The 25,521-nt window shown below is 69.5% G+C and carries 25 protein-coding genes and 2 tRNA genes; 18 read left to right on the top strand and 9 right to left on the bottom strand.

The window, feature by feature from the left end; translation table 11 throughout:
* From JOE46_RS07570 to dnaG, 6 genes are all read left to right on the top strand, one after another.
* A complete protein-coding gene (locus JOE46_RS07570; RefSeq protein ID WP_097212013.1) occupies positions 1-786 on the top strand; it encodes an ABC transporter permease in 786 nt (261 codons plus the stop codon).
* 57 nt (positions 787-843) lie between these two features.
* The gene (locus JOE46_RS07565; protein ID WP_257017490.1) at positions 844-2,004 is read left to right on the top strand and encodes a sensor histidine kinase; all 1,161 of its coding nucleotides are present in this window, start codon (positions 844-846) and stop codon (positions 2,002-2,004) included.
* On the top strand, positions 2,001-2,615 hold the full coding sequence (locus JOE46_RS07560) for a response regulator transcription factor (RefSeq protein ID WP_209926714.1): 615 nt from the start codon (positions 2,001-2,003) through the stop codon (positions 2,613-2,615). Before JOE46_RS07565 ends, JOE46_RS07560 begins: the two co-directional genes overlap by 4 nt.
* Before the next feature lie 150 nt (positions 2,616-2,765).
* Positions 2,766-3,344: a YdcF family protein gene (locus tag JOE46_RS07555; RefSeq protein ID WP_245221497.1), complete on the top strand. Its 579-nt coding sequence runs from the start codon at positions 2,766-2,768 to the stop codon at positions 3,342-3,344.
* Positions 3,344-4,624, top strand: coding sequence for a deoxyguanosinetriphosphate triphosphohydrolase (locus JOE46_RS07550; RefSeq protein WP_097212017.1), 1,281 nt, complete (start codon positions 3,344-3,346; stop codon positions 4,622-4,624). Before JOE46_RS07555 ends, JOE46_RS07550 begins: the two co-directional genes overlap by 1 nt.
* A gap of 16 nt (positions 4,625-4,640) precedes the next feature.
* Positions 4,641-6,551, top strand: coding sequence for a DNA primase (dnaG, locus tag JOE46_RS07545; RefSeq protein ID WP_097212018.1), 1,911 nt, complete (start codon positions 4,641-4,643; stop codon positions 6,549-6,551).
* A gap of 11 nt (positions 6,552-6,562) precedes the next feature.
* On the opposite strand, the gene JOE46_RS07540 is transcribed toward dnaG, so the two are convergent.
* Positions 6,563-6,802, bottom strand: coding sequence for a hypothetical protein (locus JOE46_RS07540; protein ID WP_097212019.1), 240 nt, complete (start codon positions 6,800-6,802; stop codon positions 6,563-6,565).
* Between the two features lie 134 nt (positions 6,803-6,936).
* Between JOE46_RS07540 and JOE46_RS07535 the strand changes: the two genes are divergently transcribed.
* From JOE46_RS07535 to JOE46_RS07515, 5 genes are all read left to right on the top strand, one after another.
* Positions 6,937-7,009, top strand: a tRNA-Asn gene (locus JOE46_RS07535).
* Between the two features lie 159 nt (positions 7,010-7,168).
* Positions 7,169-7,242, top strand: a tRNA-Ile gene (locus JOE46_RS07530).
* 84 nt (positions 7,243-7,326) lie between these two features.
* Positions 7,327-8,616 carry a low temperature requirement protein A gene (locus tag JOE46_RS07525; RefSeq protein ID WP_097212073.1) on the top strand — a complete coding sequence of 430 codons (1,290 nt, stop codon included), beginning with the start codon at positions 7,327-7,329 and terminating at the stop codon, positions 8,614-8,616.
* 9 nt (positions 8,617-8,625) lie between these two features.
* Positions 8,626-9,144, top strand: coding sequence for a DinB family protein (locus JOE46_RS07520; protein ID WP_097212074.1), 519 nt, complete (start codon positions 8,626-8,628; stop codon positions 9,142-9,144).
* Positions 9,145-9,374: 230 nt separating this feature from the next.
* A complete protein-coding gene (locus tag JOE46_RS07515; protein ID WP_097212075.1) occupies positions 9,375-10,502 on the top strand; it encodes an NDMA-dependent alcohol dehydrogenase in 1,128 nt (375 codons plus the stop codon).
* A gap of 53 nt (positions 10,503-10,555) precedes the next feature.
* Here the strand turns inward: JOE46_RS07515 and JOE46_RS07510 are convergent, their stop codons facing one another.
* Positions 10,556-11,416: an alpha/beta fold hydrolase gene (locus tag JOE46_RS07510; protein WP_209926712.1), complete on the bottom strand. Its 861-nt coding sequence runs from the start codon at positions 11,414-11,416 to the stop codon at positions 10,556-10,558.
* 117 nt (positions 11,417-11,533) lie between these two features.
* On the opposite strand from JOE46_RS07510, the gene JOE46_RS07505 reads away from it, so the two are divergent.
* From JOE46_RS07505 to JOE46_RS07495, 3 genes are all read left to right on the top strand, one after another.
* The gene (locus JOE46_RS07505; protein WP_143548464.1) at positions 11,534-12,157 is read left to right on the top strand and encodes a TetR/AcrR family transcriptional regulator; all 624 of its coding nucleotides are present in this window, start codon (positions 11,534-11,536) and stop codon (positions 12,155-12,157) included.
* Positions 12,158-12,180: 23 nt separating this feature from the next.
* Entirely contained in the window at positions 12,181-12,996 is an 816-nt protein-coding gene (locus tag JOE46_RS07500; protein ID WP_209926710.1) for a serine hydrolase, read from the top strand.
* 126 nt (positions 12,997-13,122) lie between these two features.
* Positions 13,123-13,641 carry a DUF3145 domain-containing protein gene (locus JOE46_RS07495; protein ID WP_097212204.1) on the top strand — a complete coding sequence of 173 codons (519 nt, stop codon included), beginning with the start codon at positions 13,123-13,125 and terminating at the stop codon, positions 13,639-13,641.
* On the opposite strand, the gene JOE46_RS07490 is transcribed toward JOE46_RS07495, so the two are convergent.
* Positions 13,638-14,003 carry a helix-turn-helix domain-containing protein gene (locus JOE46_RS07490; protein ID WP_097212079.1) on the bottom strand — a complete coding sequence of 122 codons (366 nt, stop codon included), beginning with the start codon at positions 14,001-14,003 and terminating at the stop codon, positions 13,638-13,640. The genes JOE46_RS07495 and JOE46_RS07490 overlap by 4 nt on opposite strands.
* Before the next feature lie 100 nt (positions 14,004-14,103).
* On the opposite strand from JOE46_RS07490, the gene JOE46_RS07485 reads away from it, so the two are divergent.
* The 3 genes from JOE46_RS07485 to JOE46_RS07475 all read left to right on the top strand — a co-directional run bounded on the left by JOE46_RS07485 (position 14,104) and on the right by JOE46_RS07475 (position 16,242).
* Complete coding sequence (locus JOE46_RS07485) at positions 14,104-14,754, top strand: NAD(P)-dependent oxidoreductase (RefSeq protein WP_209926708.1); 651 nt, start codon at positions 14,104-14,106, stop codon at positions 14,752-14,754.
* A gap of 156 nt (positions 14,755-14,910) precedes the next feature.
* Complete coding sequence (locus JOE46_RS07480) at positions 14,911-15,765, top strand: DUF559 domain-containing protein (protein WP_209926706.1); 855 nt, start codon at positions 14,911-14,913, stop codon at positions 15,763-15,765.
* Positions 15,766-16,041: 276 nt separating this feature from the next.
* Complete coding sequence (locus JOE46_RS07475; RefSeq protein ID WP_027500001.1) at positions 16,042-16,242, top strand: cold-shock protein; 201 nt, start codon at positions 16,042-16,044, stop codon at positions 16,240-16,242.
* 65 nt (positions 16,243-16,307) lie between these two features.
* Here JOE46_RS07475 and JOE46_RS07470 read toward each other — a convergent pair whose 3' ends face one another.
* From JOE46_RS07470 to aceE, 6 genes are all read right to left on the bottom strand, one after another.
* Positions 16,308-17,741, bottom strand: a complete 1,434-nt coding sequence (locus tag JOE46_RS07470) for an acyl-CoA carboxylase subunit beta (protein ID WP_097212081.1) — start codon at positions 17,739-17,741, stop codon at positions 16,308-16,310.
* A 92-nt stretch (positions 17,742-17,833) separates the two neighbouring features.
* On the bottom strand, positions 17,834-19,084 hold the full coding sequence (locus JOE46_RS07465; RefSeq protein ID WP_097212082.1) for a KasA/KasB family beta-ketoacyl-ACP synthase: 1,251 nt from the start codon (positions 19,082-19,084) through the stop codon (positions 17,834-17,836).
* A complete protein-coding gene (gene acpM, locus JOE46_RS07460) occupies positions 19,081-19,386 on the bottom strand; it encodes a meromycolate extension acyl carrier protein AcpM (RefSeq protein WP_077041999.1) in 306 nt (101 codons plus the stop codon). The genes JOE46_RS07465 and acpM overlap by 4 nt, the downstream gene beginning before the upstream one ends.
* Positions 19,387-19,505: 119 nt before the next feature.
* Positions 19,506-20,423 (bottom strand): ACP S-malonyltransferase, encoded by a 918-nt coding sequence (locus tag JOE46_RS07455; protein ID WP_209926703.1) that lies wholly within the window; start codon positions 20,421-20,423, stop codon positions 19,506-19,508.
* A gap of 127 nt (positions 20,424-20,550) precedes the next feature.
* Entirely contained in the window at positions 20,551-21,867 is a 1,317-nt protein-coding gene (locus tag JOE46_RS07450; RefSeq protein WP_209926702.1) for a CdaR family transcriptional regulator, read from the bottom strand.
* A gap of 111 nt (positions 21,868-21,978) precedes the next feature.
* A complete protein-coding gene (gene aceE, locus JOE46_RS07445) occupies positions 21,979-24,843 on the bottom strand; it encodes a pyruvate dehydrogenase (acetyl-transferring), homodimeric type (RefSeq protein ID WP_179800566.1) in 2,865 nt (954 codons plus the stop codon).
* 238 nt (positions 24,844-25,081) lie between these two features.
* Here aceE and JOE46_RS07440 point away from each other — a divergent pair, with 238 nt between their 5' ends.
* Positions 25,082-25,504: a DUF3052 domain-containing protein gene (locus JOE46_RS07440; RefSeq protein ID WP_097212206.1), complete on the top strand. Its 423-nt coding sequence runs from the start codon at positions 25,082-25,084 to the stop codon at positions 25,502-25,504.
* The last annotated feature ends 17 nt before the right edge of the window (positions 25,505-25,521 follow it).

The raw sequence follows: 25,521 nt of genomic DNA, 5'->3' as shown, positions 1-25,521 counted from the left end.
ATGACAACCACGACCGTTGCCCCGCCGGCCCGAAGGATCCCGGTCGCGGGCGGGTTCAGCCTCGGCTTCCTGCTGCTCGAGCTGCGCCGGATGCTCCGGAACAAGCGCACGCTGATCTTCACCCTCGTCATGCCCCCCGCCTTCTTCGCGATCTTCGGGGTGCAGTCCGACTACACGACGCAGTCCTACGGATCGGGCAATGTCACCGCCTACGTGATGATCTCGATGGCCGTCTACGGCGCGATGCTCGCCACCACCAGTGGCGGGGCGATGGTCTCGATCGAACGCGCGCTCGGCTGGAGCCGTCAGCTGCGGCTGACCCCGCTGAGGCCCAGCGCGTATGTGGCCACCAAGATCGCGGTTGCGATGGCCCTCGGCCTGGTGTCGGTGAGCGTGGTGTTCCTGGTCGGCGGCGTGCTGGGGGCGCACATGCCGGCGGCCGCCTGGCTCGGCTGTTTCCTGCTGGCCTGGCTCGGTTCGGTGGTGTTCGCCGCGTTCGGGCTGTTCATGGGGTATCTGCTTCCGTCGGAGAACGTCATGCAGATCCTTGGTCCCGGGCTCGCGATTCTCGCCTTCGCCGGCGGGCTGTTCGTCCCGCCGAGCGGCTGGTTCGAGACGGTGTCTCGGTTCTTCCCGACCTATGGCGTTGCGGCCCTCGCCCGTTCACCGCTCGGCGAGATCGGGGTGGGCACCGCGGCGGTCGCGGTGGTGAACCTGCTCGTGTGGGCGGCGATCTTCGTCGTCGGGGCGACTGTGCTCTTCCGTCGCGACACCGCGCGGGTCTGATGGTCACGCCCGACCATCGGCCGACCCCGTCGCCTCGGCGGGGTTAGCGTGATGGACGTGATCGACCAGCGTGCACTCGAGCCGCGGGCCCCGGGGCGGATGGGTTTCCTGTTCGCCGCCATCTGGCTCGTCTACCTCGCCTACCCGGTGTCCTCGGCCCTGCACCTGACCGACCCGCCGGCGCGGGTGTTCGCGCTGGTGCTGATCGGGCTGTTCGGCGTCGCGTACGTCGGCAGCTTCGTCGTCTTCCGGGTGATCGACGGGATCCGCCAGCAGTGGCCACGGCCGGAGCCGCGGGTCGTCTACGCCGGGCTGGCCGTGCTCACCGCGCTGATGGCCGCGGCGATGATCCCGCTCGGCTCGGATGCGTTCTCGCTCGCCATCTACATCGCGGCGATGGCGGCGATCACGCTGCCGACGGCCAGGGCGGCGACGGTGGTTGGACTGCTCGCGGCGGCGGTGTTCGCGCTGCCGAGGCTGATCAAATCGCTGCAACCGCAGGATTTTCTGGCCTTCCAGATGATCGTGGCGGCCGTCGCGTCCTGGGGTATCGGGCAGGTCATCTATCGGAACATGCAGCTCGCCGCCGCCAGGGAACAGCTGGCCGCGATGGCGGTGGCCGAGGAGCGCCTGCGGGTCGGGCGCGACGTGCACGACATCCTGGGACACTCGCTCACCGTGATCACCGTCAAGTCCGAACTGGCGCGCAGGCTCCTCGATCTGGACCTCGACCGTGCCCGTGCGGAACTCGACGACATCGAGTCGCTGGCGCGGGAGGCGCTCGCGGGCGTCCGCGACACTGTCGGACGGCTGCGGGAGGTCAGCCTCGAGGGCGAGCTGGCCAACGCCCGTTCGGCGCTGACCGCGGCGGGCATCGAGGCCGTGCTGCCGGATTCGGTGGAGGAGGTGCCGCGTTCGCGTCGGGAGATCTTCGGCTGGACGCTGCGCGAGGCGGTGACCAACGTGGTCCGGCACAGCGGGGCTTCCCGGTGCGAGGTGCGCCTGTCGCCGTCCACCATCGAGATCTCCGACAACGGGCGCGGACCGGGCACCGACGGCGGCGAGGGCAACGGGCTGGCCGGGTTGCGCGAACGCATCGGCCGGGCAGGCGGGGTCCTGCGTCTGGCGCGGCCCCCGGCCGGCGGGTTCCTCGTCTGTGCGGAGTTTCCGGCGACCAAGGACGTCGGCCGCGCCGAGTCGAGGTGGGGCGGGCAATGACCGCGACGATCACCCTGCTGATCGCGGACGATCAGGCCCTGGTGCGCGGCGCGCTGGCGGCGCTGCTGAATCTAGAGCCGGACCTGGCCGTGGTGGCGGAGGTCGGCAGGGGAGACGAGGTGCTCGCCGCGGTGCGCGAGCACCGGCCGCAGGTGGCCCTGCTGGACGTGGAGATGCCCGGCATGGACGGCATCGCGGTGGCCGAGCAGCTGCGCCGGGAGTGCCCCGACTGCCGGATCCTGATGGTCACGACATTCGGCAGGCCCGGATACCTGAGGCGCGCGATGGACGCGGGCGCGAGCGGGTTCGTGGTGAAGGACACCCCGGCCCGCGAGCTGGCGGATGCCGTGCGCCGCGTGCACATGGGCCTACGGGCGGTGGACCCCACGCTGGCCACCGAGACCCTCGCGACGGGCTCGTCCCCGCTGACGGCCCGTGAGCGCGAGGTACTCAGGGCCGCATCGGGCGGGGCGGCCACCGGCGTCATCGCGAGGACCCTGCACCTGTCGGAGGGCACGGTGCGCAACCACCTGTCGTCGGCGATCGGGAAGACCGGCACGACGACGAGGGCCGAGGCGGTGAAGGCCGCCGAACGGCTCGGATGGTTGTAGCTCGGGCGCGCCGTGACGCCCACCGCGGCGTGCGGCTGGCAGACTTGCGGAGTGAGTTCACCAGTTGTGCGCGTGCGCGAAGCCGATCGGCTCGGTTTCGGGGGCACCCTTGCCCGCTGGACGCGCCGCACCATCGCCGGTGCCGTGCTGATGGGCCTGCTGTTGGTCGGCGGCACCGCGGCGCGCGTGTGGCAGGTCGCCAGGATCGACGACCCGACCAAGGCCGACGCCATCGTCGTGCTCGGCGCGGCCCAGTACTCGGGGACGCCGTCCTCGGTGTTCGAGGCGCGCCTGGAGCAGGCCGTGAAGCTGTTCAACAGGGGTGTCGCGCCAACGGTGGTCACCGTCGGCGGCAAGCAGGAGGGCGACGTCTACACCGAGGCCGCCTCGGGGCGGAACTATCTGATCGGTCGCGGCGTGCCGGGCGACCGGATCATCGCCGTCGAGGAGGGTTCGGACACCCTGCGGAGCGTCGAGGGCGTGAGCCGGGAGATGGGCGAGCGCGGCATGAACTCGGCCGTCCTGGTCAGCGATCCGTGGCATTCGCTGCGGACCAGGACCATGGCCCGCGACGCCGGGCTCGAGGCCTGGACGGCGCCGACCAGGCAGGGGCCCGCCGTCTTCACCCGGGAGTCGCAGGCGCACGGAATCGCAAGGGAGACAGGTGCGTTGATCTGGTATCAGCTCACCCACTTCTCCGCTGACTTCCCCTACACCGCGGGACAGTGATGGCGCAGGATCCGGTGGCGGACTACACCGAGCACGACCTGGAGCGGCGGGTGGCGGAGGCGCCGAAGAGCGGCGGGCTGCCCGGCACCTCGGCCCGGCGCACCGACTTCTCGCGGGACCGGGCCCGGGTGCTGCACTGCGCGGCGCTGCGTCGGCTCGCCGACAAGACCCAGGTGGTCGGCCCGCGGGACGGCGACACCCCGCGGACCCGGCTCACCCACTCGATCGAGGTCGCGCAGATCGGCCGCAGCATCGCGGATGGCCTCGGCTGCGACCCGGACCTGGTCGACCTCGCCGGGCTCGCCCACGACATCGGCCACCCGCCGTACGGGCACAACGGCGAGAAGGCCCTCGACGAGGTCGCCGCGGAGTGCGGCGGGTTCGAGGGCAACGCCCAGAACCTGCGGATCCTCACCAGCCTGGAGCCGAAGGTGCTCGATGGCGACGGGCGCAGCGTCGGGCTCAACCTCACCCGCGCGGCACTCGACGCGTCGATCAAGTACCCGTGGGCGCGTCCGTCGCCCGGCGCCAAGTTCGGCGCCTACGACGACGACGCCCAGATCCTGGCCTGGGTGCGCGAGGGCGCGCCCGGGCGACGGCGCTGCCTGGAGTCGCAGGTGATGGACTGGGCGGACGATGTCGCCTACTCGGTGCACGACGTCGAGGACGGGGTGATCGCCGGTCGCATCGACCTGCGCGCGCTCGCGGACCCCGCCGAGCAGCGGGCCCTGGCGGAGATGGGCGCCTCGGAGTTCCGCGGGCTGATCGTCGAGGACCTGGTCGAGGCCGCGCGGCGGCTGTCCGTGCTGCCGGTGGTGGTCGGTGCGAGCGGCAGCTTCGACGGCACGCTGGCCAGCTCGGTGGCCCTGAAGAACCTCACCAGCGAGCTGGTCGGGCGGTTCGCCACCGCGGCGGTGACCGAGACGCGCCGGGTGGCCGGTGATCGCCCGCTCTCGCGGTACTCCGCCGACCTGGAGATCCCGCCGGTGGTCGGCGCGGAGGTGGCGCTGCTCAAGACCGTCGCGCTGCGGTACGTGATGTCCGACGCCGGGCACCGCACCAAGCAGGACCGGCAGCGCGACCGCATCCATCGGGTCTCGGAATGGCTGCACCGCACGGCGCCGTCCGGGCTGGACCCGCTGCTGCTCTCCGCCTGGGAGCGCGCGGCGGACGACGCGGCCAGGACCAGGGTGATCGTCGACCAGATCGCCTCGTACACCGAGAGCCGGCTCGAACGCGTCGACAAGCAGAGCCTCGGCGCTCAGGCGAGCTGGGGATAGCGCCTACACTGCTCGAGTGGCCGGCCGAATTCCTGAACGAGACATCGCGGCCATCCGCGACCGGACTCACATCGAAGACATCGTGGGGGAGTACGTCGCGCTCAAGCGCAGCGGCGGCGACTCCATGAAGGGCCTGTGCCCGTTCCACGACGAGAAGTCGCCCTCCTTCCATGCCCGCCCCAACCACGGGACCTACCACTGCTTCGGCTGTGGCGAGGGCGGCGACGTGTACTCGTTCATGCAGAAGATCGAGCACATCTCCTTCGTCGAGGCCGTCGAGCAGCTCGCCGACCGGCTCAACTACACGATCTCCTACGAGGGCGGCGGCCCCTCCGTGCAGCGCGACCGCGGCACAAGGGCGCGACTGGTGGCGGCCAACGCGGCCGCCCAGGAGTTCTACGCGGCGCGGTTGCGGGAACCGGACGCCCAGACCGCCCGCGACTACCTCACCGAGCGCAACTTCGACGGCCAGGCCGCGATCACCTTCGGCTGCGGCTACGCGCCGGACGGCTGGGACACCCTGACCAAGCACCTGATGGTCAAGGGCTTCGAGGCGAACGAGATCATCGACGCCGGCCTGGCCACGCCCGGTAAGCGCGGCACCCCGATCGACCGGTTCCGGCGTCGCCTGGTCTGGCCGATCCGCAACCTCGGCGGCGACGTCATCGGCTTCGGCGCCCGCAAGTTGTTCGACGACGACACGATGCCGGGCAAGTACATCAACACGCCGGAGACCATGCTGTACAAGAAGTCTCAGGTGCTGTTCGGTCTGGACCTGGCCAAGCGGGACATCGCGAAGGGTCACCAGGCGGTGGTCGTCGAGGGATACACCGACGTGATGGCCATGCACCTGGCCGGGGTCAAGACCGCGGTCGCCGCCTGCGGCACCGCGTTCGGCGAGGACCACCTGGCGATGCTGCGCCGACTCCTGATGGACGACAGCTACTTCCGCGGCGAGGTGATCTACACCTTCGACGGCGACGCCGCGGGCCAGGCGGCGGCCCTCAAGGCGTTCGAGGGCGATCAGAAGGTGGCGGGGCAGACCTACGTCGCGGTGGCGCCGGACGGGATGGACCCGTGCGAACTGCGCCAGTCGGCGGGGGACGCGGCGGTGCGCGACCTGGTCGCCCGGCGCATCCCGATGTTCAAGTTCGTGATCCGATCCCTGCTCGCCGAGCACGACCTCGACACCGGCGAGGGCCGGGTCGAGGCGCTGCGCCGGACAGTGCCGGTGGTCGCCCGGATCAAGGACGAGGCGCTGCGCGAGGACTACGCCCGTCAGCTCGCCGGCTGGATCGGCTGGGACGACATCCCGACGGTGATCAAGCGGGTCCGCGAGGAGGCCCGCAGGAACTCGCCGAGGTCTGGTCGCGGGCCGCAGCGGCAGGAGCGGAGCCGGGTTCCGGAGCAGGGCGCCGGGGAGGCGCCCGCTGGTCCGGCCCGGCCGAACCCCACGGACCCGACGCTGTGGCCGCAGCGGGAGGCGCTCAAGTCGGCCCTGCAGTACCCGTCGATCGCCGGCTCGGTGTTCGACTCGCTGCCGTCCGAATCGTTCACCCATCCCGCGTACGCGCTGGTGCGCGACGCGATCGCGGCGGCGGGCGGGACCGGCGCCGGTCTCGGCGGGGCCGAGTGGATGGATGCGGTCGGCAAGCGGGCCGAGCCGCTGCAATCGCTGGTCACCGAGCTGGCCGTGGACCCGATGCGGGCCTCGGACGTGCCCGCGTACATCCCGCGGGTGCTGGCCCGGCTGCAAGAGGTGTGGGTGGGCAATCAGGTGGCCGACCTCAAGTCGAAGCTGCAGCGGATGTCGCAGGCCGACCAGCCCGACGAGTACATGTCCCTGTTCGGCGACCTGGTCGCGCTCGAGCAGTACCGGCGCAGCCTGCTCGAGCAGGCCGTCGGGGACAGCTCCGACGACCTGTAGCGGGTCCGCCCCTACTTGCGGTCGCGCGGGACGTAGATCGTGGTGTCCGCGTCGATGGCCTCGAGCGGCTCGAGGCGGGGCTGCGTGTTCAGGCTGTCGGAGAGCTTCTGCCTGCCCACGTCGATGACCTTCTTGGTGGCGGGGCTTGCCGCCACGGCCTTGGCGGCCTTACTGATCTGTTCGTAGCGCGACCTGCCCGCCTTGGTCCCCAGCACGTACCCGACGCCGACAGCGATCAACAAGCGCATCATCCCTGCTTTCCTCCTCCGACCAGCCTCTCAACAGTCTGCCTGATGGGCCTCCGGGCAGGCGATTTGGTACCTGGGTGGGGGGATGGGTTAAAGTCTGTCCGCAGCCAAACGGAAACGAACGGCTGACGGAATAATCCCCTGTAGCTCAATTGGCAGAGCTTCCGACTGTTAATCGGACGGTTGCTGGTTCGAGTCCAGCCGGGGGAGCATCCGGGAGGACCCCGTCACACATCGTGTGGCGGGGTCCTCTTGCGTTCGGCGGTGCATGCAGCTGCGGGCGCCTCGGTTCGACACCCTCGGCGGACAATGGGGGGAGTGGGGCCGGTAGCATTTCGGCGGGCCGCTGATGTTCTTGATGTGGCCCATGGGGCGGTAGCTCAGTCGGTTAGAGCCGTGGACTCATAATCCATTGGTCGCGGGTTCGAGCCCCGCCCGCCCCACTCGAGATGCCACCCCTCGCGCCCGCAGTGCCGGTAGGTTTCACCGCATCGATCGTTCGCGGACCCTTGCAGGGGAGCCCGACCATGAGCGCAGCCGAACAGCCGGCGGGGACTGCCCGCTATTACGCCCACCGCGTGCAGCGGATGGTCGGTCGCGACCCGGACGAGGCGCACCGGTCCGCGACCCCGCTGGAACTGCTCTTCGACCTGACGTTCGTCGTCGCGTTCGGCGTCGCCGGGGAGGAGTTCGCGCACCTCGTCGCGGAGGGTCACCTCGGGAGCGGCCTGGCCGGGTTCGGGTTCGCGATGTTCGCGATCATCTGGGCCTGGATCAACTTCTCGTGGTTCGCGTCCGCCTACGACACCGATGACTGGATCTACCGGGTCACCACGATGGTGCAGATGGTCGGGGTGGTGATCCTCGCGCTCGGTCTGCCGCAGATGTTCGCCTCGATCGACCGCGGGGTCGAGCTCGACAACTCCGTGATGGTCTCCGGGTACATCGTGATGCGCGTGGCCATGGTCTTCCAGTGGCTGCGGGCCGCGAAGCACGATCCGACGCACCGCCCCGCGGCGCTGACCTACGCCGTGACGCTCGTCATCGCCCAGGTCGGCTGGGTGGCGGTGGTCATCGCCCCGCTCACCGTCGAGGAGGTGTTCGCGGTCGCCGCGGTGCTCATGCTGCTCGAGCTCAGCGGACCCGTCATCGCCGAGCGGAACAAGGGCGGGACGCCGTGGCACGTGCATCACATCGTCGAGCGCCACGGGCTCTTGGTCATCATCACGCTGGGAGAAGGCGTGATCGGCACGGTGGCGTCGCTCTCGGCCGTCGTGGGGAGGCAGGGGTGGACGCTCGATGCGGTTCTGGTCGCGATGGCCGGGATCGGGCTCACCTTCGGGCTGTGGTGGGTCTACTACATGCTCCCGTCGGCCGAGGTACTCGAGGTGTACCGAAACCGTTGCTTCGTCTGGGGTTACGGCCACATCGTGATCTTCGCGTCGCTCGCGGCGGTTGGGGCGGGGCTGCATGTCGCGGCCTACTACATCGAGCATCTCGCGCACGTCGGTGCGGTGGCCGCGGTGCTCGCCGTGGCGATACCCGTCGCCGTGTTCATCGGCGCCATTTATCTGCTCTACGCCTACCTCGTGCGGGTGCCCGATCCGTTCCACCTGATCCTCCTCGTTGGCACCGGCGCGACCCTGCTTCTCGCGGTCGTCATTGCCGCACAGGGGGTCTCGATGGCGTGGTGCCTGATCGTGGTGATGCTGGCGCCGGTGGTGACGGTCGTCGGCTACGAGTGGGTCGGACATGCGCACGAGGCGCGCGCTCTCGACATCAGTCTCGGTCGCGCGGACCAGGGGCGCGATCACTAGCCTGAACCCATGACGATCCCGCCCGACACCAAGAACTGGACCTGGGTTCTCGAGCGACCCTGCGCCGACTGCGGATTCGATGCCGGTGCGGTCGAGTACGAGGACATACCCGGCCTGGTCCGCGCGAACGCGGCGGCCTGGCCCGCGGTGCTGGCGCGGCCCGAGGTGGCCGTGCGGCCGGACGAGCAGACCTGGTCGGCATTGGAGTACTCCGCGCACGTGCGGGACGTGTTCCGGATCTTCCTGCAACGCCTGGAGCTGATGCTCGCGCAGGACGACCCGCAGTTCGCGAACTGGGATCAGGACGAGACGGCCGTCGCCGAGCGCTACGGCGAACAGGACCCGGCGACGGTCGCGGCCGAGCTCGGTGCCGCCGCGGCCGCCGTGGCGGACGCGTTCGCCACGGTCGCGCCCGCGGACCGGGGTCGACGGGGGCTGCGCAGCGACGGATCCGCGTTCACGGTGGACTCGCTCGCGCGCTATTTCGTGCACGACCCGATCCATCACCTGCACGACGTCCGCGGCTGACGGACGCACGTCCAGTTCGGGGCTCGGATCGGCGCCAGGGGCAGCGTGGGAGTCCCCGCGGTGTCGGCGCCGGAACCCCCTTTGTGCTGGTCTTTTCTAACTTCGTTAGACCATGGCACGAAATCCTTCTAGAACGTGTTCCAATTTGCCGACTTTCAGGATATCGTGTCCGCTGTGATCACCGTCACCTCGATCACATATAGCGGACGCGGACGAAAGGCCGGAACGAAATGAAGACAAAAGGCGCGCTGTTGTGGGGTCTCAACGAGCCGTGGTCGGTCGAGGAGATCGAGCTGGGTGATCCCCGCGAGGGCGAAGTCCAGATCCGCATGGAGGCGGCCGGTATGTGCCACTCCGACTATCACATCGTCACCGGTGCCACCCCGATGCCGTCGTTCCCGGCGCTGGGTGGGCACGAGGGTGCGGGTGTCGTCACCAAGGTCGGCCCGAACGTGAAGCGGCTGAAGGAGGGCGACCATGTCGTGCTGTCCTTCATTCCGGCCTGTGGCGCCTGTGACCCCTGTACGCAGGGACACCAGAACCTCTGCGACCTGGGCATGAACCTGCTGACCGGCCAGTCCATCTCGGACGGCTCGTTCCGCATCCAGGCCCGCGGCCAGAACGTCATCCCGATGTCCCTTCTCGGCACGTTCTCGCCGTACATGACCGTGCACGAGTACTCCGCGGTCAAGATCGACGAGCACATCCCGTTCGACGTCGCCGCGCTCGTCGGCTGCGGCACGACGACGGGCTGGGGCTCGGCGACCAACGTCGCGCAGGTCCGCCCCGGTGATTCCGTCGCGATCGTCGGCGTCGGCGGCGTCGGCATGGCCGCGCTGCAGGGCGCGGTGGTCTCGGGTGCACGCCACGTGATCGCCATCGATCCGGTCCCGTTCAAGCGCGAGCAGGCCCTCAAGTTCGGTGCCACGCATGCGTTCGCGAGCCTCGAGGAGGCCATCGTCCCGGTCATGGAGCTGACCTGGGGCAAGATGTGCCAGAAGGTCATCCTGACCATGGGCGAGATGGACGGCACGCTGGTGGACCCGGCGCTGACCCTGACCGCCAAGGCCGGCACCTGCGTCGTGACCTCGATGGGCAACATGTCCGACATGGACGTGAAGATGAACCTCTTCCTCTTCGCGATGCTGCAGAAGACGCTCAAGGGCAACGTCTTCGGCGGCGCCAACCCGCGTCACGAGATCCCGATGCTGCTCGACCTGTACAAGTCGGGTCAGCTCAATCTGCAGGACATGATCTCCAACACCTACAGCCTCGAGCAGATCAACGAGGGCTACCAGGACATGCTGGACGGCAAGAACCTGCGCGGCGTCATCAAGTACACCGACGCGGACCGCTAGAGCTACACCTCAACGGCGCCGGGCAGCTCAGTCGAGCTGCCCGGCGCCGCTGTCTATCCGGTCAGCCACTCGTCGATGAGACCGGCGACCCGGTCCGGCGCGTCCAGCGGGACGAATGCGCCGCAGTCGTCGAGGATCTCGAGCCGAGCGTCCGGGATGTCGCTTGCCAGCCTGCGGCCCAGGTCAAGGCCGAAGACGCGGTCGTCGGCGCCCCAGATGAGCAGCGCGCCGCCCGTGTAGGTGCGCAGCTGCTGCGCGGCGGCCAGGGTGTGTGAGGCGTCGATGCCCGCGAAGAACTTGACGGTGTCTCGGCGCAGCATGGGGTCCCGCAACGGCCGGGTCCAGCCTGCGATCACCCCGTCACCGGGCCCCCGATGGCTGAGCGGGCGGGGAATCGCGAACCGTCGTGCCGCCCGCAGCCGCATGAGCTGCCCGCCGAGGGCGAGGACCCCGGGCGCCCTGCCGAGCGCGAAGAAGGCGCGCAGCGATCGGGGCGGAAACTGCTCGTAGGCATCGCAGGCGGTGAGGACTAGCGTCCGCACCAGATCGGGATGGCGGGCGGTCAGGATCTGGCTCAGGCCGCCGCCGGTGTCGTTGCCCACCACCGTGACCCGGCTCAGCCCGAGCTGCCCGACCACCTCGGCGGCCAGGTCGGCCAGCGCGGGCGGGTTCAGATCGGCGCCGGGGTTCATCGGCCGGGTGTGCGAGCCGAGGGGGAGCGTCGGCAGCAGGCACCGGTATCCGAGCGCCGCGGCCCGATCGGCGACGCCGTCCCAGAGGTGACTGTCGACGAGCGCGCCGTGCACGAACAGCAGCGGAGTGCCCGTCGGGGCGCCGCGCTCGCGCAAATGTACCGGGCCCGCGGTGGTCTCGATCCAGCGTTCCGTTTCCAGGTTGGTGCCGCTCTGCGTCATGTCGGACTCCTGTATTGAAAATGCATTCAATAGTGACTTAGACGGTAGCCTCTGTTGAACGTCATTTCAATAGCCTTCGAGACCCTAGAGTGAGCGCGACCGAGGGGAGGGGTGCCGATGCCCGAGCAACGCACCCGGCTGACGACCGAGCAGCGTCGTGCCGAGCTGATCGAGGCGACCCTGCGTGCGCTGTCCACCCGGGAACCGGAACGGCTGTCCGTGCAGGAGATCTCGGCCGAGGCCGGGGTGTCCGTCGGGCTGCTGTACCACTACTTCGGCGGTAAGGACGCGCTCGTCTTCGCGGCGATGGAGTCCGCGGCGGACAGGATGATCGCGGACCTGACCGCGGCCACCGGCGAGGGACCCCTGCTCGGCAGGCTGATGGCCGGGCTCGGGGCCTACCTCGATCACGTGCAGCTGCACAGCGTCGGCTGGCAGGCCTTGATGCGGGCCGGCGGGAGCTCGGGCCTCGCCGAACTCGGTCGCCGAGTGGACGCGGCCTCGTTCGAGCTGATCCTCGACGCGCTCGGCATCGATGCGCCGAGCGAGGTCGCGGTCATGGTGATCGAGGGCTGCCTGGCATTCGAGAAGGCCGCGTGCCTGCGTTGGCTGGCGAGCGCGGACGTCGAGCGGGCAGTGCTCGAGCAGGTGCTGGCCGGGACGTTCCTGTCCGCACTGCAATCCGTCTCTGGTGCGGATCCCGCGGTGGCGGCCGGGCTGGCCGGGCTGGCGGAGGGCTGAGGGCGGTCTCGTAGGCTGCACGGGTGCACAGCCTCGATGCGATCGAACACTGGCCCGTCGACCATGCCGCGGTAGCCGTGATCGGCCCGGACGGCAGGATCGGCGCGGCCGGGGACCAGGACCGGGTGTTCGCGCTCGCCTCGGTGACCAAGCCGCTCGTGGCGTACGCCGCTCTGGTGGCCGTCGAGGAGGGTGCGATCGAGCTCGACCAGCCCGCGGGGCCACCCGGCGCCACCGTGCGGCACCTGCTCGCACACACCTCAGGGCTGGCGTTCGGCGAGCCGACCGTGCAGAGCGCGCCAGGGGCCAAGCGGATCTACTCCAGCGCGGGATTCGAGGTGCTGGCCGACCTCATCGCGGCGGAGACCGACATCGCATTCCCGGACTACCTGCGCGAGGCGGTGTTCGCCCCGCTCGGCATGGCGGCATCGACGCTCGACGGTCCTGCGGGGCACGGCGCCCGGTCCAGCGCGGCCGACCTGGCCCGGTTTGCCCAGGAGCTGCTGGCTCCGACCCTGATCTCGGCGGAGACGGCGGGGGAGGCCACCAGGGTCCAGTTCCCCGGCCTGGACGGCCTGTTGCCCGGCTACGGCGTCCAACGGCCCAACGACTGGGGGCTCGGCTTCGAGATCAAGTCCCACAAGGCGCCGCACTGGACGGGTGCCACGAACTCGCCGTCGACCTACGGCCATTTCGGTCAGTCCGGGACCTTCCTGTGGGTCGACCCGGACCGCTCGATCGCGTGCGTCGCGCTGGCCGACCGGGCCTTCGGCGACTGGGCCAAGGCCGCCTGGCCGCCGCTGAGCGAGGCCGTGCTGGCCGAGCTCGCGGACATTTGATCACACCAATCCCTTCTATAACTGGCGCAACAGGGGGCGCACAGGGCACACTGGTGACGCAAATCGCGCGCCAGGCACAAATGAGGTCGTTGGGGAAGACGTCCCTCGTCTGAGCCGGAGGTGCTTGTGCGCGCGTTGAATCAGTTCGCCGATGCGACGACTGGTGTGCTCTACGTGCATTCGTCGCCCGCCGCGGTGTGCCCCCACGTCGAATGGGCGCTCACCGCCACCCTCGAGAGCCCAGCCAACCTCAAGTGGACCTCACAGTCCGCCGGAGACGGGCTGCTGCGCGCGACCAGCAACTGGGTCGGGCCGGTGGGCACCGGCGCGCGACTGGTCACCGCGCTGCGGTCCTGGCCGATGCTGCGGTTCGAGATCACCGAGGATCCCAGCGACGGCGTCGACGGCGAGCGGTTCAGTCACGTCCCCGGGCTCGGACTGTGGCGCGGCGCGATGAGCGCGAACGGCGACGTGATCCTCGGGGAGATGCGGCTGCGCGCGCTGATGCAGGCGCACGGCAGCACGGGCGAACTCGCCTCCGAGCTCGACACCGCGCTCGGCACGGCCTGGGACGAGGCGCTCGAGCCGTACCGCAGTGGCGGCGAGGGTGCCGAGGTCACCTGGCTGCGCAGGCACGTCGGCTAGGGCGCGTCCCCAACCCTGTTCCTGGCGTCGAGCAGCTCGTCCAGATGCTCGCGGGACCAAGCGCAGGCCGCCGCCATCGGCTCGAAGAGCGAGCGGCCGAGCGCGGTGAGCTCGTACTCCACCCTGGGCGGGATCTCGGCGTAGGCGGTGCGGGTGACCAGGCCGTCGCGCTCCATGGCCCGCAACGACTCGGTGAGCACCTTCGGGGTGACCGTGCGCAGTGGGACCTGGAGCTCCGAGAACCGGCGCGGGCCCTCGCGCAGGCAGGTCATGATCCGCGCCGTCCATTTGTCGCCGATCCGAATCGGCGCGGGACCGGTCGAGCAGCCCTCGAACATGTCGGGCTCCAGAGGCTTCGTCACCAGGTCAGCGTAACTATCGTTGCGGTAACCGGCACCCTGCTCGCTACCTTCGCGTCGTCGGTCGGCGATCGTGCGCCGGCCCCGTCGAACGGAGCCACCCATGAGCAGGATCATCATCTTCGGAGCCGGTGGGCGTGCCGGACGCCGCGCGGTCTCCGAGGCCCTCGCCCGCGGTCACCGGGTCACCGCGGTGGTCCGCGACCCCGCACGGTGCCCGGAACTCGCCACGCTCGGCGCGGACCTGGTGACCGGGGACGCCACCGACGCCGACAGCATCGCCGCTCTCTCGGCCGGCCACGATGTGGCGATCAGCGCCGTCGCCCGGATGGATCTGCCGTCGTCGGAGTTCTATGTCGCGGCCACCGAGGCGCTGCTCGATGGCCTCGGCCGGGCTCTGGTGGGTCGGATGCTGGTCGTCGGGATCGGCACGCTGCTCGAGACCGAGCCGGGCGTCCGCGTGCTCGATGCGCCCGGCTTCCCCTCGGAGGCAAGGGAGTTCTCGCTCGGTCACGCGGCCGAGCTCGAGGTGCTGCGCGGCGCCGACACCGATGTCGACTGGCTGATGCTGGCGCCGCCGCCGGTTGTCCTCGACGAGGTCGCCGAGCGCACGGGGGAGTACCGGATCGGCGGTAGCACCGTGATTGCCGATGCAGCCGGGGCGCGGCCGTTCTCGTACGCGGACCTCGCCGTCGCGCTGATCGACGAGGTCGAGCGTCCGAAGCACAGCCGAGAACTGGTCGCGGTCGGCTGACGGTGGCCCGGCGAGGGGAGGTTCTCGGGCTCTCGGCGCGACAGAACCGAGAACCACCCCCTCGGCCGCCTGTGGATGAGCGGTTCGGTCATCCACAGATCGCGGATTCCCGGCCCGGTCGGCTTGCGACACGTCGAGGGTTGGGGAGTGCACCCGATGCCGTTCCGCGGAACCCTGGCCGTACGCCGGGGCACCGTGACGGCGCATCAGCTCAGGCGGGACTTCGTGCGGCTGCACCGAGACGTCTACGTGCGCAAGGGGACTACGCCGACCGCGATCGCCCGTGCCCGCGCGGCGCAGCTGTGGGCGGGGGACCGCGGTGTGCTCGCCGGGTTCTCCGCCGCTGCCCTGCACGGCAGCAAGTGGATCGATGCGAGCGAGCCCGCCGAGCTGATCCGCGCCGGTCACGTGCGGGCGCCGAAGGGAATCGTGGTCAGGAAGGCGGAGCTGCTCGACGGTGAGACCTGTCGGATCGACGGGATGGCCGCCACCACCCCGGCGCGAACCGCGTTCGACCTCGGGCGTGGACTCGGGTTCGACCGGGCGGTCGAGGTCCTCGACGCGCTGTGCAACGCCACAGGTCTCGACCCCGCCGAGGTGTCGGCGATCGCGGAGCGGCACCCCGGCGTACGCGGCCTGGTCCGGCTACGACGGGTGCTCGACATGGTCGACGGCGGAGCGGAATCGCCGGCCGAGACCCGAACCCGGTTGTTGATCGTGCGCGACGGGCTGCCGCGCCCGGCGACCCAGATCAGGGTCCGCGACGAGTCGGGGCGGGTCATCGCGAGGTCGGATCTCGGTTGGGAGCGCTGGCGGGTCCTGGTCGAGTACGACGGCGAGCACCACTGGCTGGACGAGCGGCAGCGTTCCCGCGACATCGACAGGGCCGCCGTCCTCGAGGCGCTGGGCTGGGCGGTGGTTCGCGTGAGCGCAGAACTGCTCCGTGATCGGCCCGGCGTGGTGCTGGAGCGGGTCCGCGCGAAGTTGCGCGTGGCCGGGGCGCCGGTGTGAGCCGGCGAGGGGGAAGTTCTCGGGCTTTTCGACGTCATGGCTGCCCGAGAACCGCCCCCTCGACGAGGGAACCACCCCCTCGGGAATGGATCCGCCGCAGTCGGCGTTGAACCAGGCGGTCGTCAGTTTTGTGTGTTTGTGTTTACCGCACGCTCGCAAGAACTCAAGTTGCGTGCGCTCTGTTTGCCTTCAGGAATCTGGAGACGCCGAGTCTCGAACCGGCCCGGGGCACCACACGGTGTGGGTCCCGTCATCCCAGCCCTGTGAGGAGCAAATATGAGTCAGGGAACAGTCAAGTGGTTCAACGCGGAGAAGGGCTTCGGCTTCATCTCGCGCACCGACGGACCGGATCTCTTCGTGCACTTCTCCGAGATCCAGGGTTCCGGTTTCCGGAGCCTCGAGGAGAACCAGCAGGTCGAGTTCGAGGTGACCGAGGGCCCGAAGGGCCCGCAGGCCACCGCGGTTCACGTGCTCTGAGCCACCCGTTCAGCGAGAAGGGCCCCCGACCTGAGGTCGGGGGCCCTTCTCGGCTCTGGTGCGGATCAGAGCGGGATGTTCTTGTGCTGACCGCGTCCGGCCGGCGCGGCCGCCAGCGCGGCGGTGACCCGGCTGCGGGTCTTTGCGGGGTCGATCATCTCGTCGACGACGCCGATCGAGATGGCGCGGCTGACGCCGCCCGCGATCGCCTCGTGTTCGGCGGCGAGGCGATCGTGCAGTGCCTCACGCTCGTCCTCCGGGGCGGCGGCGAGAGCCCGCTTGTGCAGGATGCCGACGGCTGCCTTGGCGCCCATCACGGCGACCTCGGCGTCCGGCCAGGCGTAGACGGCGGTGGCGCCGAGGGCCCGCGAGTTCATCGCGATGTACGCGCCGCCGTAGATCTTCCTGGTGACCACGGTGACGCGGGGGACGGTGGCCTCTGCGAACGCGTGCAGCAGCTTGGCGCCGCGACGGACGACACCCTCCCACTCCATGCTCACCCCGGGCAGGTAGCCGGGGACGTCGACGATCACGACCAGCGGGATGCCGAACGCGTCGCAGAGCCGGACGAAACGCGCGGCCTTCTCGGCGCTCTCCGAGTTGAGGCAGCCGCCGAGGCGCAGCGGGTTGTTGGCGATCACGCCGACGGTGCGACCGCCGAGGCGTCCGAGGCCGGTGACGATGCTGCGGGCGTAGTTGCCCTGCAGCTCCTCGAGGGTCGACTCGCCCTCGACGTTGTCGAGCAGTTCGTGCACGATCGGGCGCACGTCGTAGGCGCGCTTGGCCGACGCCGGCATCAGCGCACGCAGGTCGGTGTCGCCGTGCTCGGCTGCGGCCTGGTCGAAGGTGCCCTGGTCGCAGAACATCGACACCAGGCGGCGCGCTCGATTGAGTGCATCCAGCTCGTCGGTGGCCGCGATGTGCGCGACGCCCGACTTCTTGGTGTGGGTGTCCGGGCCGCCGAGCGATTCCATGTCGACCTGCTCGCCGGTGACCGAGCGGACCACGTCCGGGCCGGTCACGAAGACCCGTCCCTCGGGCGCCATGATCACGACGTCGGTCAGCGCGGGTCCGTATGCGGCGCCGCCGGCGGCGAAGCCGAGGACGACGGAGATCTGGGGGACCAGGCCGGACGCGCGCACCATTGCCTCGAACACGAGGCCGACCGCGTGCAGGGCCTCCACGCCCTCCGCGAGCCGCGCACCGCCGGAATGCCAGATGCCGACGATCGGGGACTTCTCGTCGATCGCGGTGTTGATCGCGTTCACGATGTGCTTGCAGCCCTCGACGCCCATCGCGCCGCCCATGACGGTCGCGTCGGAGCAGTAGGCGATCGTGCGAACTCCGTCGATCTCGCCGGCAGCGGCGAGCACACCGGACTTGTCACGATCGTGCAGCGGGACGGTGGTCCCGGCGTCGAAGAGGTTCTCGAGTCGCGCCATCGGGTCGCGGGGATCGAGCTGGGCATCGGATCGGGTGATCGGGGCCAAGATGGTCATCGCTTGTCCTCCTTGTACTGGCCGCCTGCGGGCGGTAGTCGGGGTGGGGGCCCCTGGCTGCGAGGCCCCCACCATCGAGCTAGTCCGACCGGTCAGACTCGGCCGAAGGCGAGCGCGACATTGTGCCCACCGAATCCAAATGAATTGTTGAGCGCGAAGTCGATCTGGCCGTAACGGGGTTCACCCTTCACGACATCGAGATCGATCTCTGGATCCTGGTTATCGAGATTGAGCGTGGGCGGAATGACTCCGTCACGCACAGCCAGGACCGTGAGCACGGCTTCGAGCGCACCGACGGCGCCGATGGAGTGCCCGAGAGCTGACTTCGGTGCGTACACCGCAGCGTGGCCACCGACCGCGGACTTGATGGCCAGTGCCTCGGCCGTGTCCCCGATCGGCGTCGCCGTGGCGTGCGCGTTCACGTGGGTGATGTCGGACTTCGCCAGACCCGCGGTCTGGATCGCCCGTGCCATCGCGCGGGCCGCGCCCGTGCCCTCGGGGTGCGGCGCCACGATGTGGTAGCCGTCCGAGGTGATGCCCGCGCCCATCAGGCGTGCGTGGATGGTTGCCCCGCGCGCCTTGGCGTGCTCCTCGGTCTCGAGGACCATCAGTGCCCCGGCCTCGCCGAAGACGAAGCCGTCGCGATCCTTGTCGAAGGGACGCGAGGCGGCCTTCGGATCGTCGTTGCGTGAGCTCAATGCCCGCATCATCGCGAAGCTCGCGATCGGCACGGGATCGATCTGGCCCTCGACGCCACCGGTGACGACGATGTCGGCGTCACCCATGATGAGCATCCGGTATGCGTGCGCGATCGCTTCCGAGCCCGACGAACACGCCGAGACGGGAGTGATCACGCCTGCGCGGGCGCCGAGCTCGAGCCCGACGACCGCGGCGGGACCGTTCGGCATCACCATCTGCACAGAGAACGGCGACACCTTCCGGTATCCCTGGGTCTTGATCTTGTCGACGGCGTCGATCAATGCCTCGCCGCCCCCGAGTCCGGTACCGAGGACCACGCCGAGCCGGTCCTTGTCCACCTCGGGGCTGCCCGCGTTCTGCCACACCTGGCGTCCGAGCACGAGAGCGAGTCGCTCCACGAAGCTCATCCGCCGGATCTCGACGCGGGAGAGTGCATCGTCGGGGTTCACCTTCAGGTGCCCGCCGATGCGGACGGGAAGGTCGTACTCCGCGACGAACGGATCTTCGAGGACGTCGATCCCGCTCTCGCCTGCGAGCAGGCCCTTCCACGTGGCATCCACGTCACCAGCGATCGACGTCGAGGCCGCGAGGCTGGTGACGACGACGTTGGGGAAGTTCCTGGTGGAAGTCACGGGCGAGCTCACTCCTCGTTCGCGGAGTCGAGCTTCGCCTTGACGGCGTCAGCGGCGTCGCCGCCCTCGGCCTCGAGCTTCTGGATGTAGCTGACGGCGTCGCCGACGGTGCGCAGGCTGGCGAGATCCTCGTCGGGGATCTTCACGCCGTACTTGTCCTCGGTCTGCACGGCGATCTCCACCATGGACAGCGAGTCGATGTCGAGGTCGTCGACGAAGGACTTCTCGATGGTCACCTCGGACGGCTCGATGCCGGTGACCTCCTCGATGATCTCCGCGAGTCCGGCAATGATGTCTTCCTGGGTGGTGGCCACTTCGTGGCTCCCTTCTTGTTTGGTGTTACTTGGGTCTGGCGTTGGCCGGTCGGCAGACCGGCCATTGTGGTGTGTGGTCCTGCTGCGAGGGGCCTAGGGCCGCAGGATTGCGGCGGGCCTCATCCGAGCCCGGTGAGCTCGGACAGCGCGGGGATGTCGTCCGGCGTCTTGATCGCCAGCGTGGGGGTCCCCTTCATCTCCCGCTTGGCGATACCGACCAGGGTGCCGGCCGGGGGGAGTTCGGCGATCGCCGTGACCTGGGCCGCGCGCAGCGACGCGGTGCACAGGTCCCAGCGCACGGGCCTGGTCACCTGGGCAGCCAGCTTGGCCAGCGCGTCGGCGCCGGAGGTGACCGGCTGACCGTCGGCATTGGACAGTAGCGTGCGCGTCGGATCCGAGGGGCTGATTCGGGAGGCCGCCTCGGTGACGGCTTCCTGGGCCGGCGCCATGAACGCGGTGTGGAACGCGCCCGCCACCGGCAGGGCCCGGACGCGGGCCTTCTCCGGCGGCGCTGCCGCGAGCTCCTCCAGGGCGCTGAGCAGGCCGGCCGCCACGATCTGGCCGGCCGCATTCCGGTTCGCCGGCTCGAGGCCGAGCTCGGCCAGCCGTGCCAGGACGACCTCTTCGTCGCCGCCGAGCACCGCGGACATGCCGGTCGGCTCCAGCGCGCAGGCCTTGGCCATCTCGGAGCCGCGGAGCGCGGCGAGCGCGACGGCGTCGTCCGAGGAGATCACGCCTGCGATGGCGGCCGCGGCCAGCTCACCGACCGAGTGTCCCGCGGCGATCAGGTCCGCGGGGACGAGTCCGCGGCGCTCGAGCTCCTCGAAGGCGAGCAGCGCGGCGGCGACCACGAGCGGCTGGGTGACCGAGGTGTCGGTGATCTCGTCGGCCGTGGCGGTGGTGCCCAGGCGTTCGAGGTCGAGGCCGGAGGCCTTCGACCAGATGGAAATGCGGTCTGCAGTGCCCGGCAGCTCCAGCCAAGGGCTGAGCATGCCGGGGGTTTGGGAGCCCTGACCCGGGGCAAGCAACGAAATCACAAGATAAGGGAACACTGTCCAGCGGCATGTGGGTGATGTTTTTGACCATCAACCTTGGACAAGTGTTTTGTAGGGTTCCCACAAAATCGCATGTGGGGAACTCGCATCGGAAGTGGACGGCGGAACGTTACAAGTCGATCGCACGGTTTGTGAAGAATGTGATTGGTGTGACTGGATGCGTTGTTTCGTGACTGGCCTGAGCCAAACGACCCACCGTTGACGCGACCCTGAGCACGTACGCGTCGCGCGGGTTCATGGGGTCTCGGCCGGTGATCTCGCTGATCCTTTTAAGTCGATACCGGACAGTGTTGGGGTGCACGAACAGTTTGCGGGCACAGGTCTCAACGGCGGCGCCACAGTCGAGATAGGTCTCGAGGGTGTCGGTCAGCGCCGACCCCGCGGCGGCCAGCGGTCGCACGAGCAGATCGATGAGCGAATCGAGGGCCGCCCGGTCACCGAGCAGGCCCCGCTCGGGCAGCAGTTCACCGGCGTGGACCGGCCGCGGGGCGCCCCGCCAGCCGGCCACCGCCTCCATGCCGGCCAGGGCCTCCACCGCGCTGAAGTGCGCGGCGCTGAGGGTGCGGGTGGTCGGCCCGATCACCACCGGGCCGTCGGAGAAGTTGGTGAGGAGGTCCGTCATGAACTGATCGTCGTACGGGTCCTGCATGTCGCCGCTGACCACCATCACCAGCCGGGAGCCCTGCACGACGGCGAGCGCGGCCCGCCCGTGCTTCTGCGCGATCGAGTGAACGGTGCTGACCACCGACACGCCCTGTTCGGGCGGCGGGGTGCCGACGAGGACGGTCGCGGGCGCGGTCGCGTCCCAGTTGAGTGTCGCTGCGCGGGAAAGCATGTCGGAGCCGGTGTCGCCGCGGACCACCGCGTCCACCACGAGGGCCTCCAGGCGGGTGTCCCACGCGCCGCGGGACTCGGCGGCGCTGGCATAGACGGAGGCGGCGGCGAACCCGAGCTCGCGGCCGTAGCGCAGCACTGCCTCGGTCAGGGCGATGAGCTGTTGCTCGTTCCTGGCCAGTGCGGGCAGCCACTGCTCGAAGAACTCCATCGCCACGCGCACCATGTCGACGGTCTGACGGAGGGTCAGCCTGCGGGCCAGGTCCTGGGGGATGACCTGGAAGGCCTCCATGCTGAAACGGATGTCGCCCTCGGGGTCCTTGAGCCACTCGAGGAAGTTGACCACCGCGGTCTGCACGAGCAGCTGCACGCTCGCGCGCTGGTCGGCGTCGAGGTCGCCGACGAACGGGAGCTGGTCCTGCATCGAGGTGATCGCCTCGGTGGAGAGCCGGCCGGAGAACTGCTTGACCCGCCGCAGCAGTGCGTCGGGCAGGGGGTCGCGGGGCTGACGCTGCCTGCCGAAAACCGGCACGGCCGCCGCCTGTGTCCCGTCGTCGGCGGAGCCGTCCAGTGGGGGTTTCTGCTCGCCCATAGTCTCGAAACTTACGCCCACCGTGACCTCGGGCGCCCGGGGGCGCGAATTGCGCGCTTCCCGGGCGCCTGATTTGTCAGGTGTCTATAAACGCTCGTGCACAGATAGTCGTCAGGCGCTGCCGGGGTCCTTCAGCGACTTCGGCGCCGCCAGGACGTCGTCGATCCGGTAGTGCCGGGCGGCCGCCGCCGGGGTGTTGTGCTCGAGCTTGCCCTCCTTGGCGAGGCCGGCCAGCGCCGCGACCACGATCGACTCGGCGTCCACGTTGAAGTAGCGCCTTGCCGCGGTCCGGGTGTCGGAGAAGCCGAACCCGTCGGTGCCGAGCGTGGTGTACGCGCCGGGCACCCACTGCCGGATCTGGTCCGGGACCGCCCGCATCCAGTCCGAGGCCGCCACGAACGGGCCCTCGGCGCCTGCCAGCGCGGTGGACACGTACGGCACGGCGGCGGTGGCCTGCGGGTTCCGCAGCGCCTGTCGCTCGCACTCGACGCCGTCGCGGCGCAGCTCGCCCCACGACGTCACCGACCACACGTCCGCCGCGACGCCCCAGTCCTCGGCGAGCAGCTGCTGGGCGCGCATGCCCTCCGGCATCGCGACGCCGGAGACCAGGATCTGCGCGCGGGGTCCGGTGCCCGTGCTCTTGCTGTACAGGTAGATGCCCTTGAGCAGGCCCTCGACGTCGAGGTCCTCCGGCTCGGCGGGCTGCACGTACGGCTCGTTGTAGATGGTCAGGTAGTAGAAGATGTTCTCGCCGCCGAACCCGTCCTCGCCGGGCGTGCCGCCGTACATCCGGCGCAGGCCGTCCTTGACGATGTGCGCGATCTCGTACGAGAACGCCGGGTCGTAGGTCACCGCGGCGGGGTTCGTCGACGCCAGCAGCAGCGAGTGCCCGTCGGCGTGCTGGAGGCCCTCGCCCGTGAGCGTGGTCCGGCCCGCCGTGGCGCCGAGCACGAAACCGCGGGCCATCTGGTCGGCGGCCGCCCAGAGTCCGTCACCGGTCCGCTGGAAGCCGAACATCGAGTAGAAGATGTACAGCGGGATCATCGGCTCGCCGTGGGTGGCGTAGGAGGTGCCGACCGCGGTGAACGAGGCGGTGGAGCCGGCCTCGTTGATGCCCTCGTGCAGGATCTGGCCGATCGAGCTCTCCTTGTAGGCGAGCATCAGGTCGGCGTCGACCGAGGTGTACAGCTGGCCGTTGCGGTTGTAGATCTTCAGCGACGGGAACCACGAGTCCATGCCGAACGTGCGGGCCTCGTCGGGGATGATCGGCACGATCCGCTTGCCGATCTCCTTGTCGCGGAGCAGCTCCTTGAGGACCCGCACGAGCGCCATGGTGGTGGCGATCTCCTGCTTGCCGGAGCCCTTCCGCAGCGAGTCGTATGTCTTGTCCTCGGGCAGTGCCAGCGGCGCGACGTCCGTGCGGCGCGAGGGCAGGAACCCGCCCAGCTGCTTGCGACGGTCGAGCATGTACTGGATCTCGGGGGCGTCCGCGCCGGGGTGGTAGTACGGCGGCAGGTACGGGTCCTTCTCCAGCTCGGCGTCGGAGATCGGGATCCGCTGCAGGTCGCGGAACGCCTTGAGGTCGTCGAGGGTCAGCTTCTTCATCTGGTGGGTCGCGTTGCGGCCCTCGAAGTGCTTGCCGAGGGTGTAGCCCTTGATGGTGTGCGCCAGGATGACCGTCGGCTGGCCCTTGTGCTGCAGCGCGGCCGCGTAGGCCGCGTGGATCTTGCGGTAGTCGTGCCCGCCGCGCTTGAGGTTCCAGATGTCCTGGTCGGACAGGTCCTTGACCAGTTCCTTGGTGCGGGGGTCGCGACCGAAGAAGTGCTCGCGGACGTATCCGCCGTCGTTGGCCTTGTAGGTCTGGTAGTCGCCGTCGGGGGTGGTGTTCATCAGGTTGACCAGCGCGCCGTCCTTGTCGGCGTGCAGCAGCGCGTCCCACTCGCGGCCCCAGACGACCTTGATGACGTTCCAGCCGGCGCCGCGGAAGAACGACTCCAGCTCCTGGATGATCTTGCCGTTGCCGCGGACCGGGCCGTCGAGGCGCTGCAGGTTGCAGTTGACCACGAACGTGAGGTTGTCGAGGCCCTCGGTGGCGGCCACGTGCGCCAGGCCACGCGACTCCGGTTCGTCCATCTCGCCGTCGCCGAGGAAGGCCCAGACGTGCTGGTCGGCGGTGTCCTTGATGCCGCGATCGTGCAGGTAGTGGTTGAACCGGGCCTGATAGATGGCGTTCATCGGGCCGAGGCCCATCGACACCGTGGGGAACTCCCAGAAGTCGGGCAGCAGCCGCGGGTGCGGGTACGACGGCAGCCCGCCGCCTGCGTCCGCGTGGCTGTGCTCCTGGCGGAAGCCATCCATCTGCTCGGCCGGGATCCGGCCCTCGAGGAAGGCGCGGGCGTAGATGCCGGGGGAGGCGTGACCCTGGATGAAGATCTGGTCGCCGCCGCCGGGGTGGTCCTTGCCGCGGAAGAAGTGGTTGAACCCGACCTCGTAGAGGGCAGCGGAGGACGCGTAGGTGGAGATGTGGCCGCCGACGCCGACACCGGGGCGCTGCGCGCGGTGCACCATGACCGCGGCGTTCCAGCGGATCCAGGCGCGGTAGCGACGCTCGACCTCCTCGTCGCCGGGGAACCACGGCTCGTTCTCGGTCGGAATGGTGTTCACGTAATCGGTGGAGGTCAGCGCGGGGATGGATACCCGATTCTCGCCCGCACGCTCGAGCAGGCGCAGCATCAGATAGCGGGCGCGCGCCGGTCCCGAGTTCTGCAACAGGCCGTCGAAGCTGTCCAACCACTCGGTTGTCTCGTCGGGATCGATGTCGGGGAGATATGAGGCCACCCCCTCACGAATCACGCGGACGCGGCCGTCGCCGCTGGGTGCGGGCTGCTGCGCTGGCGAGAATTGGTCCTGGGTGGGCTCGGACAACGTATGACTCTCCTTCATCGGGGAGGACGCTCGGTGCGGCGCCCAATCCATGCGAATCGCCTGTGTGACGGCGGTCCGCTTTACGCGTGATGGTGATCTGGCTCAATCCTGCCGTATCGCCCGGCGAGGGTCGACGGCGAGTCACAATCTGCTACGTCACAAAATCTTTGTTCGGTTTTTCGGTGGCGTCGGCTTGCGCAAGAGCCGTTCAACCTGTTCGCTTTCACTACTGATCCACACGGACCGGGTGCTGGAGGTTCAGCCCCGACAACAAAAGGAGGACACCACCGTGGTCGCCGCGGCGGACGCCCAGAACTATGCCCAGAAACTCGGCATCACCAATGACATGGTTGTTCAGGAACTGGGTTGGGACGAGGACACCGACGATGCGCTGCGCGCATCCGTGGAGGAGACCATCGGTGGGGAGCTCCTCGACGAGGATTCGGATGAGGTGATCGACGTGGTCCTGCTGTGGTGGCGGGACGGCGACGGAGACCTCGTCGACGCACTCATGGACGCGATCGGCCCCCTGGCCGACGAGGGTTTCGTGTGGGTCCTCAGCCCCAAGACCGGACAACCTGGCCATGTCGAGCCAAGCGAGATCGCCGAATCGGCACCGACGGCGGGTCTGACCCAGACCTCGGCGGCGAACCTCGGCCTGTGGAGCGGCAGTCGGCTGGTGCAGCCGAAGGCCCGCCCGGCCAAGCGCTGATCGCACTACTGCAGAAG

The sequence above is a fragment of the Rhodococcus sp. PvR099 genome (assembly GCF_017833315.1).
GTDB lineage: Bacteria > Actinomycetota > Actinomycetes > Mycobacteriales > Mycobacteriaceae > Rhodococcus_G > Rhodococcus_G oryzae.
The sequence above is the reverse complement of the archived record's forward strand: the minus strand, read 5'-3'. Positions and strand labels throughout refer to the sequence as shown.

Coding starts and splice junctions, on each gene's coding strand:
- JOE46_RS07570 (WP_097212013.1), top strand. CDS start 1: ATGACAACCACGACCGTTGCCCCGCCGGCCCGAAGGATCCCGGTCGCG.
- JOE46_RS07560 (WP_209926714.1), top strand. CDS start 2,001: ATGACCGCGACGATCACCCTGCTGATCGCGGACGATCAGGCCCTGGTG.
- JOE46_RS07555 (WP_245221497.1), top strand. CDS start 2,766: ATGGGCCTGCTGTTGGTCGGCGGCACCGCGGCGCGCGTGTGGCAGGTC.
- JOE46_RS07550 (WP_097212017.1), top strand. CDS start 3,344: ATGGCGCAGGATCCGGTGGCGGACTACACCGAGCACGACCTGGAGCGG.
- JOE46_RS07540 (WP_097212019.1), bottom strand. CDS start 6,802: ATGATGCGCTTGTTGATCGCTGTCGGCGTCGGGTACGTGCTGGGGACC.
- JOE46_RS07525 (WP_097212073.1), top strand. CDS start 7,327: ATGAGCGCAGCCGAACAGCCGGCGGGGACTGCCCGCTATTACGCCCAC.
- JOE46_RS07520 (WP_097212074.1), top strand. CDS start 8,626: ATGACGATCCCGCCCGACACCAAGAACTGGACCTGGGTTCTCGAGCGA.
- JOE46_RS07515 (WP_097212075.1), top strand. CDS start 9,375: ATGAAGACAAAAGGCGCGCTGTTGTGGGGTCTCAACGAGCCGTGGTCG.
- JOE46_RS07510 (WP_209926712.1), bottom strand. CDS start 11,416: ATGACGCAGAGCGGCACCAACCTGGAAACGGAACGCTGGATCGAGACC.
- JOE46_RS07505 (WP_143548464.1), top strand. CDS start 11,534: ATGCCCGAGCAACGCACCCGGCTGACGACCGAGCAGCGTCGTGCCGAG.
- JOE46_RS07485 (WP_209926708.1), top strand. CDS start 14,104: ATGAGCAGGATCATCATCTTCGGAGCCGGTGGGCGTGCCGGACGCCGC.
- JOE46_RS07480 (WP_209926706.1), top strand. CDS start 14,911: ATGCCGTTCCGCGGAACCCTGGCCGTACGCCGGGGCACCGTGACGGCG.
- JOE46_RS07475 (WP_027500001.1), top strand. CDS start 16,042: ATGAGTCAGGGAACAGTCAAGTGGTTCAACGCGGAGAAGGGCTTCGGC.
- JOE46_RS07470 (WP_097212081.1), bottom strand. CDS start 17,741: ATGACCATCTTGGCCCCGATCACCCGATCCGATGCCCAGCTCGATCCC.
- JOE46_RS07450 (WP_209926702.1), bottom strand. CDS start 21,867: ATGGGCGAGCAGAAACCCCCACTGGACGGCTCCGCCGACGACGGGACA.
- aceE (WP_179800566.1), bottom strand. CDS start 24,843: ATGGATTGGGCGCCGCACCGAGCGTCCTCCCCGATGAAGGAGAGTCAT.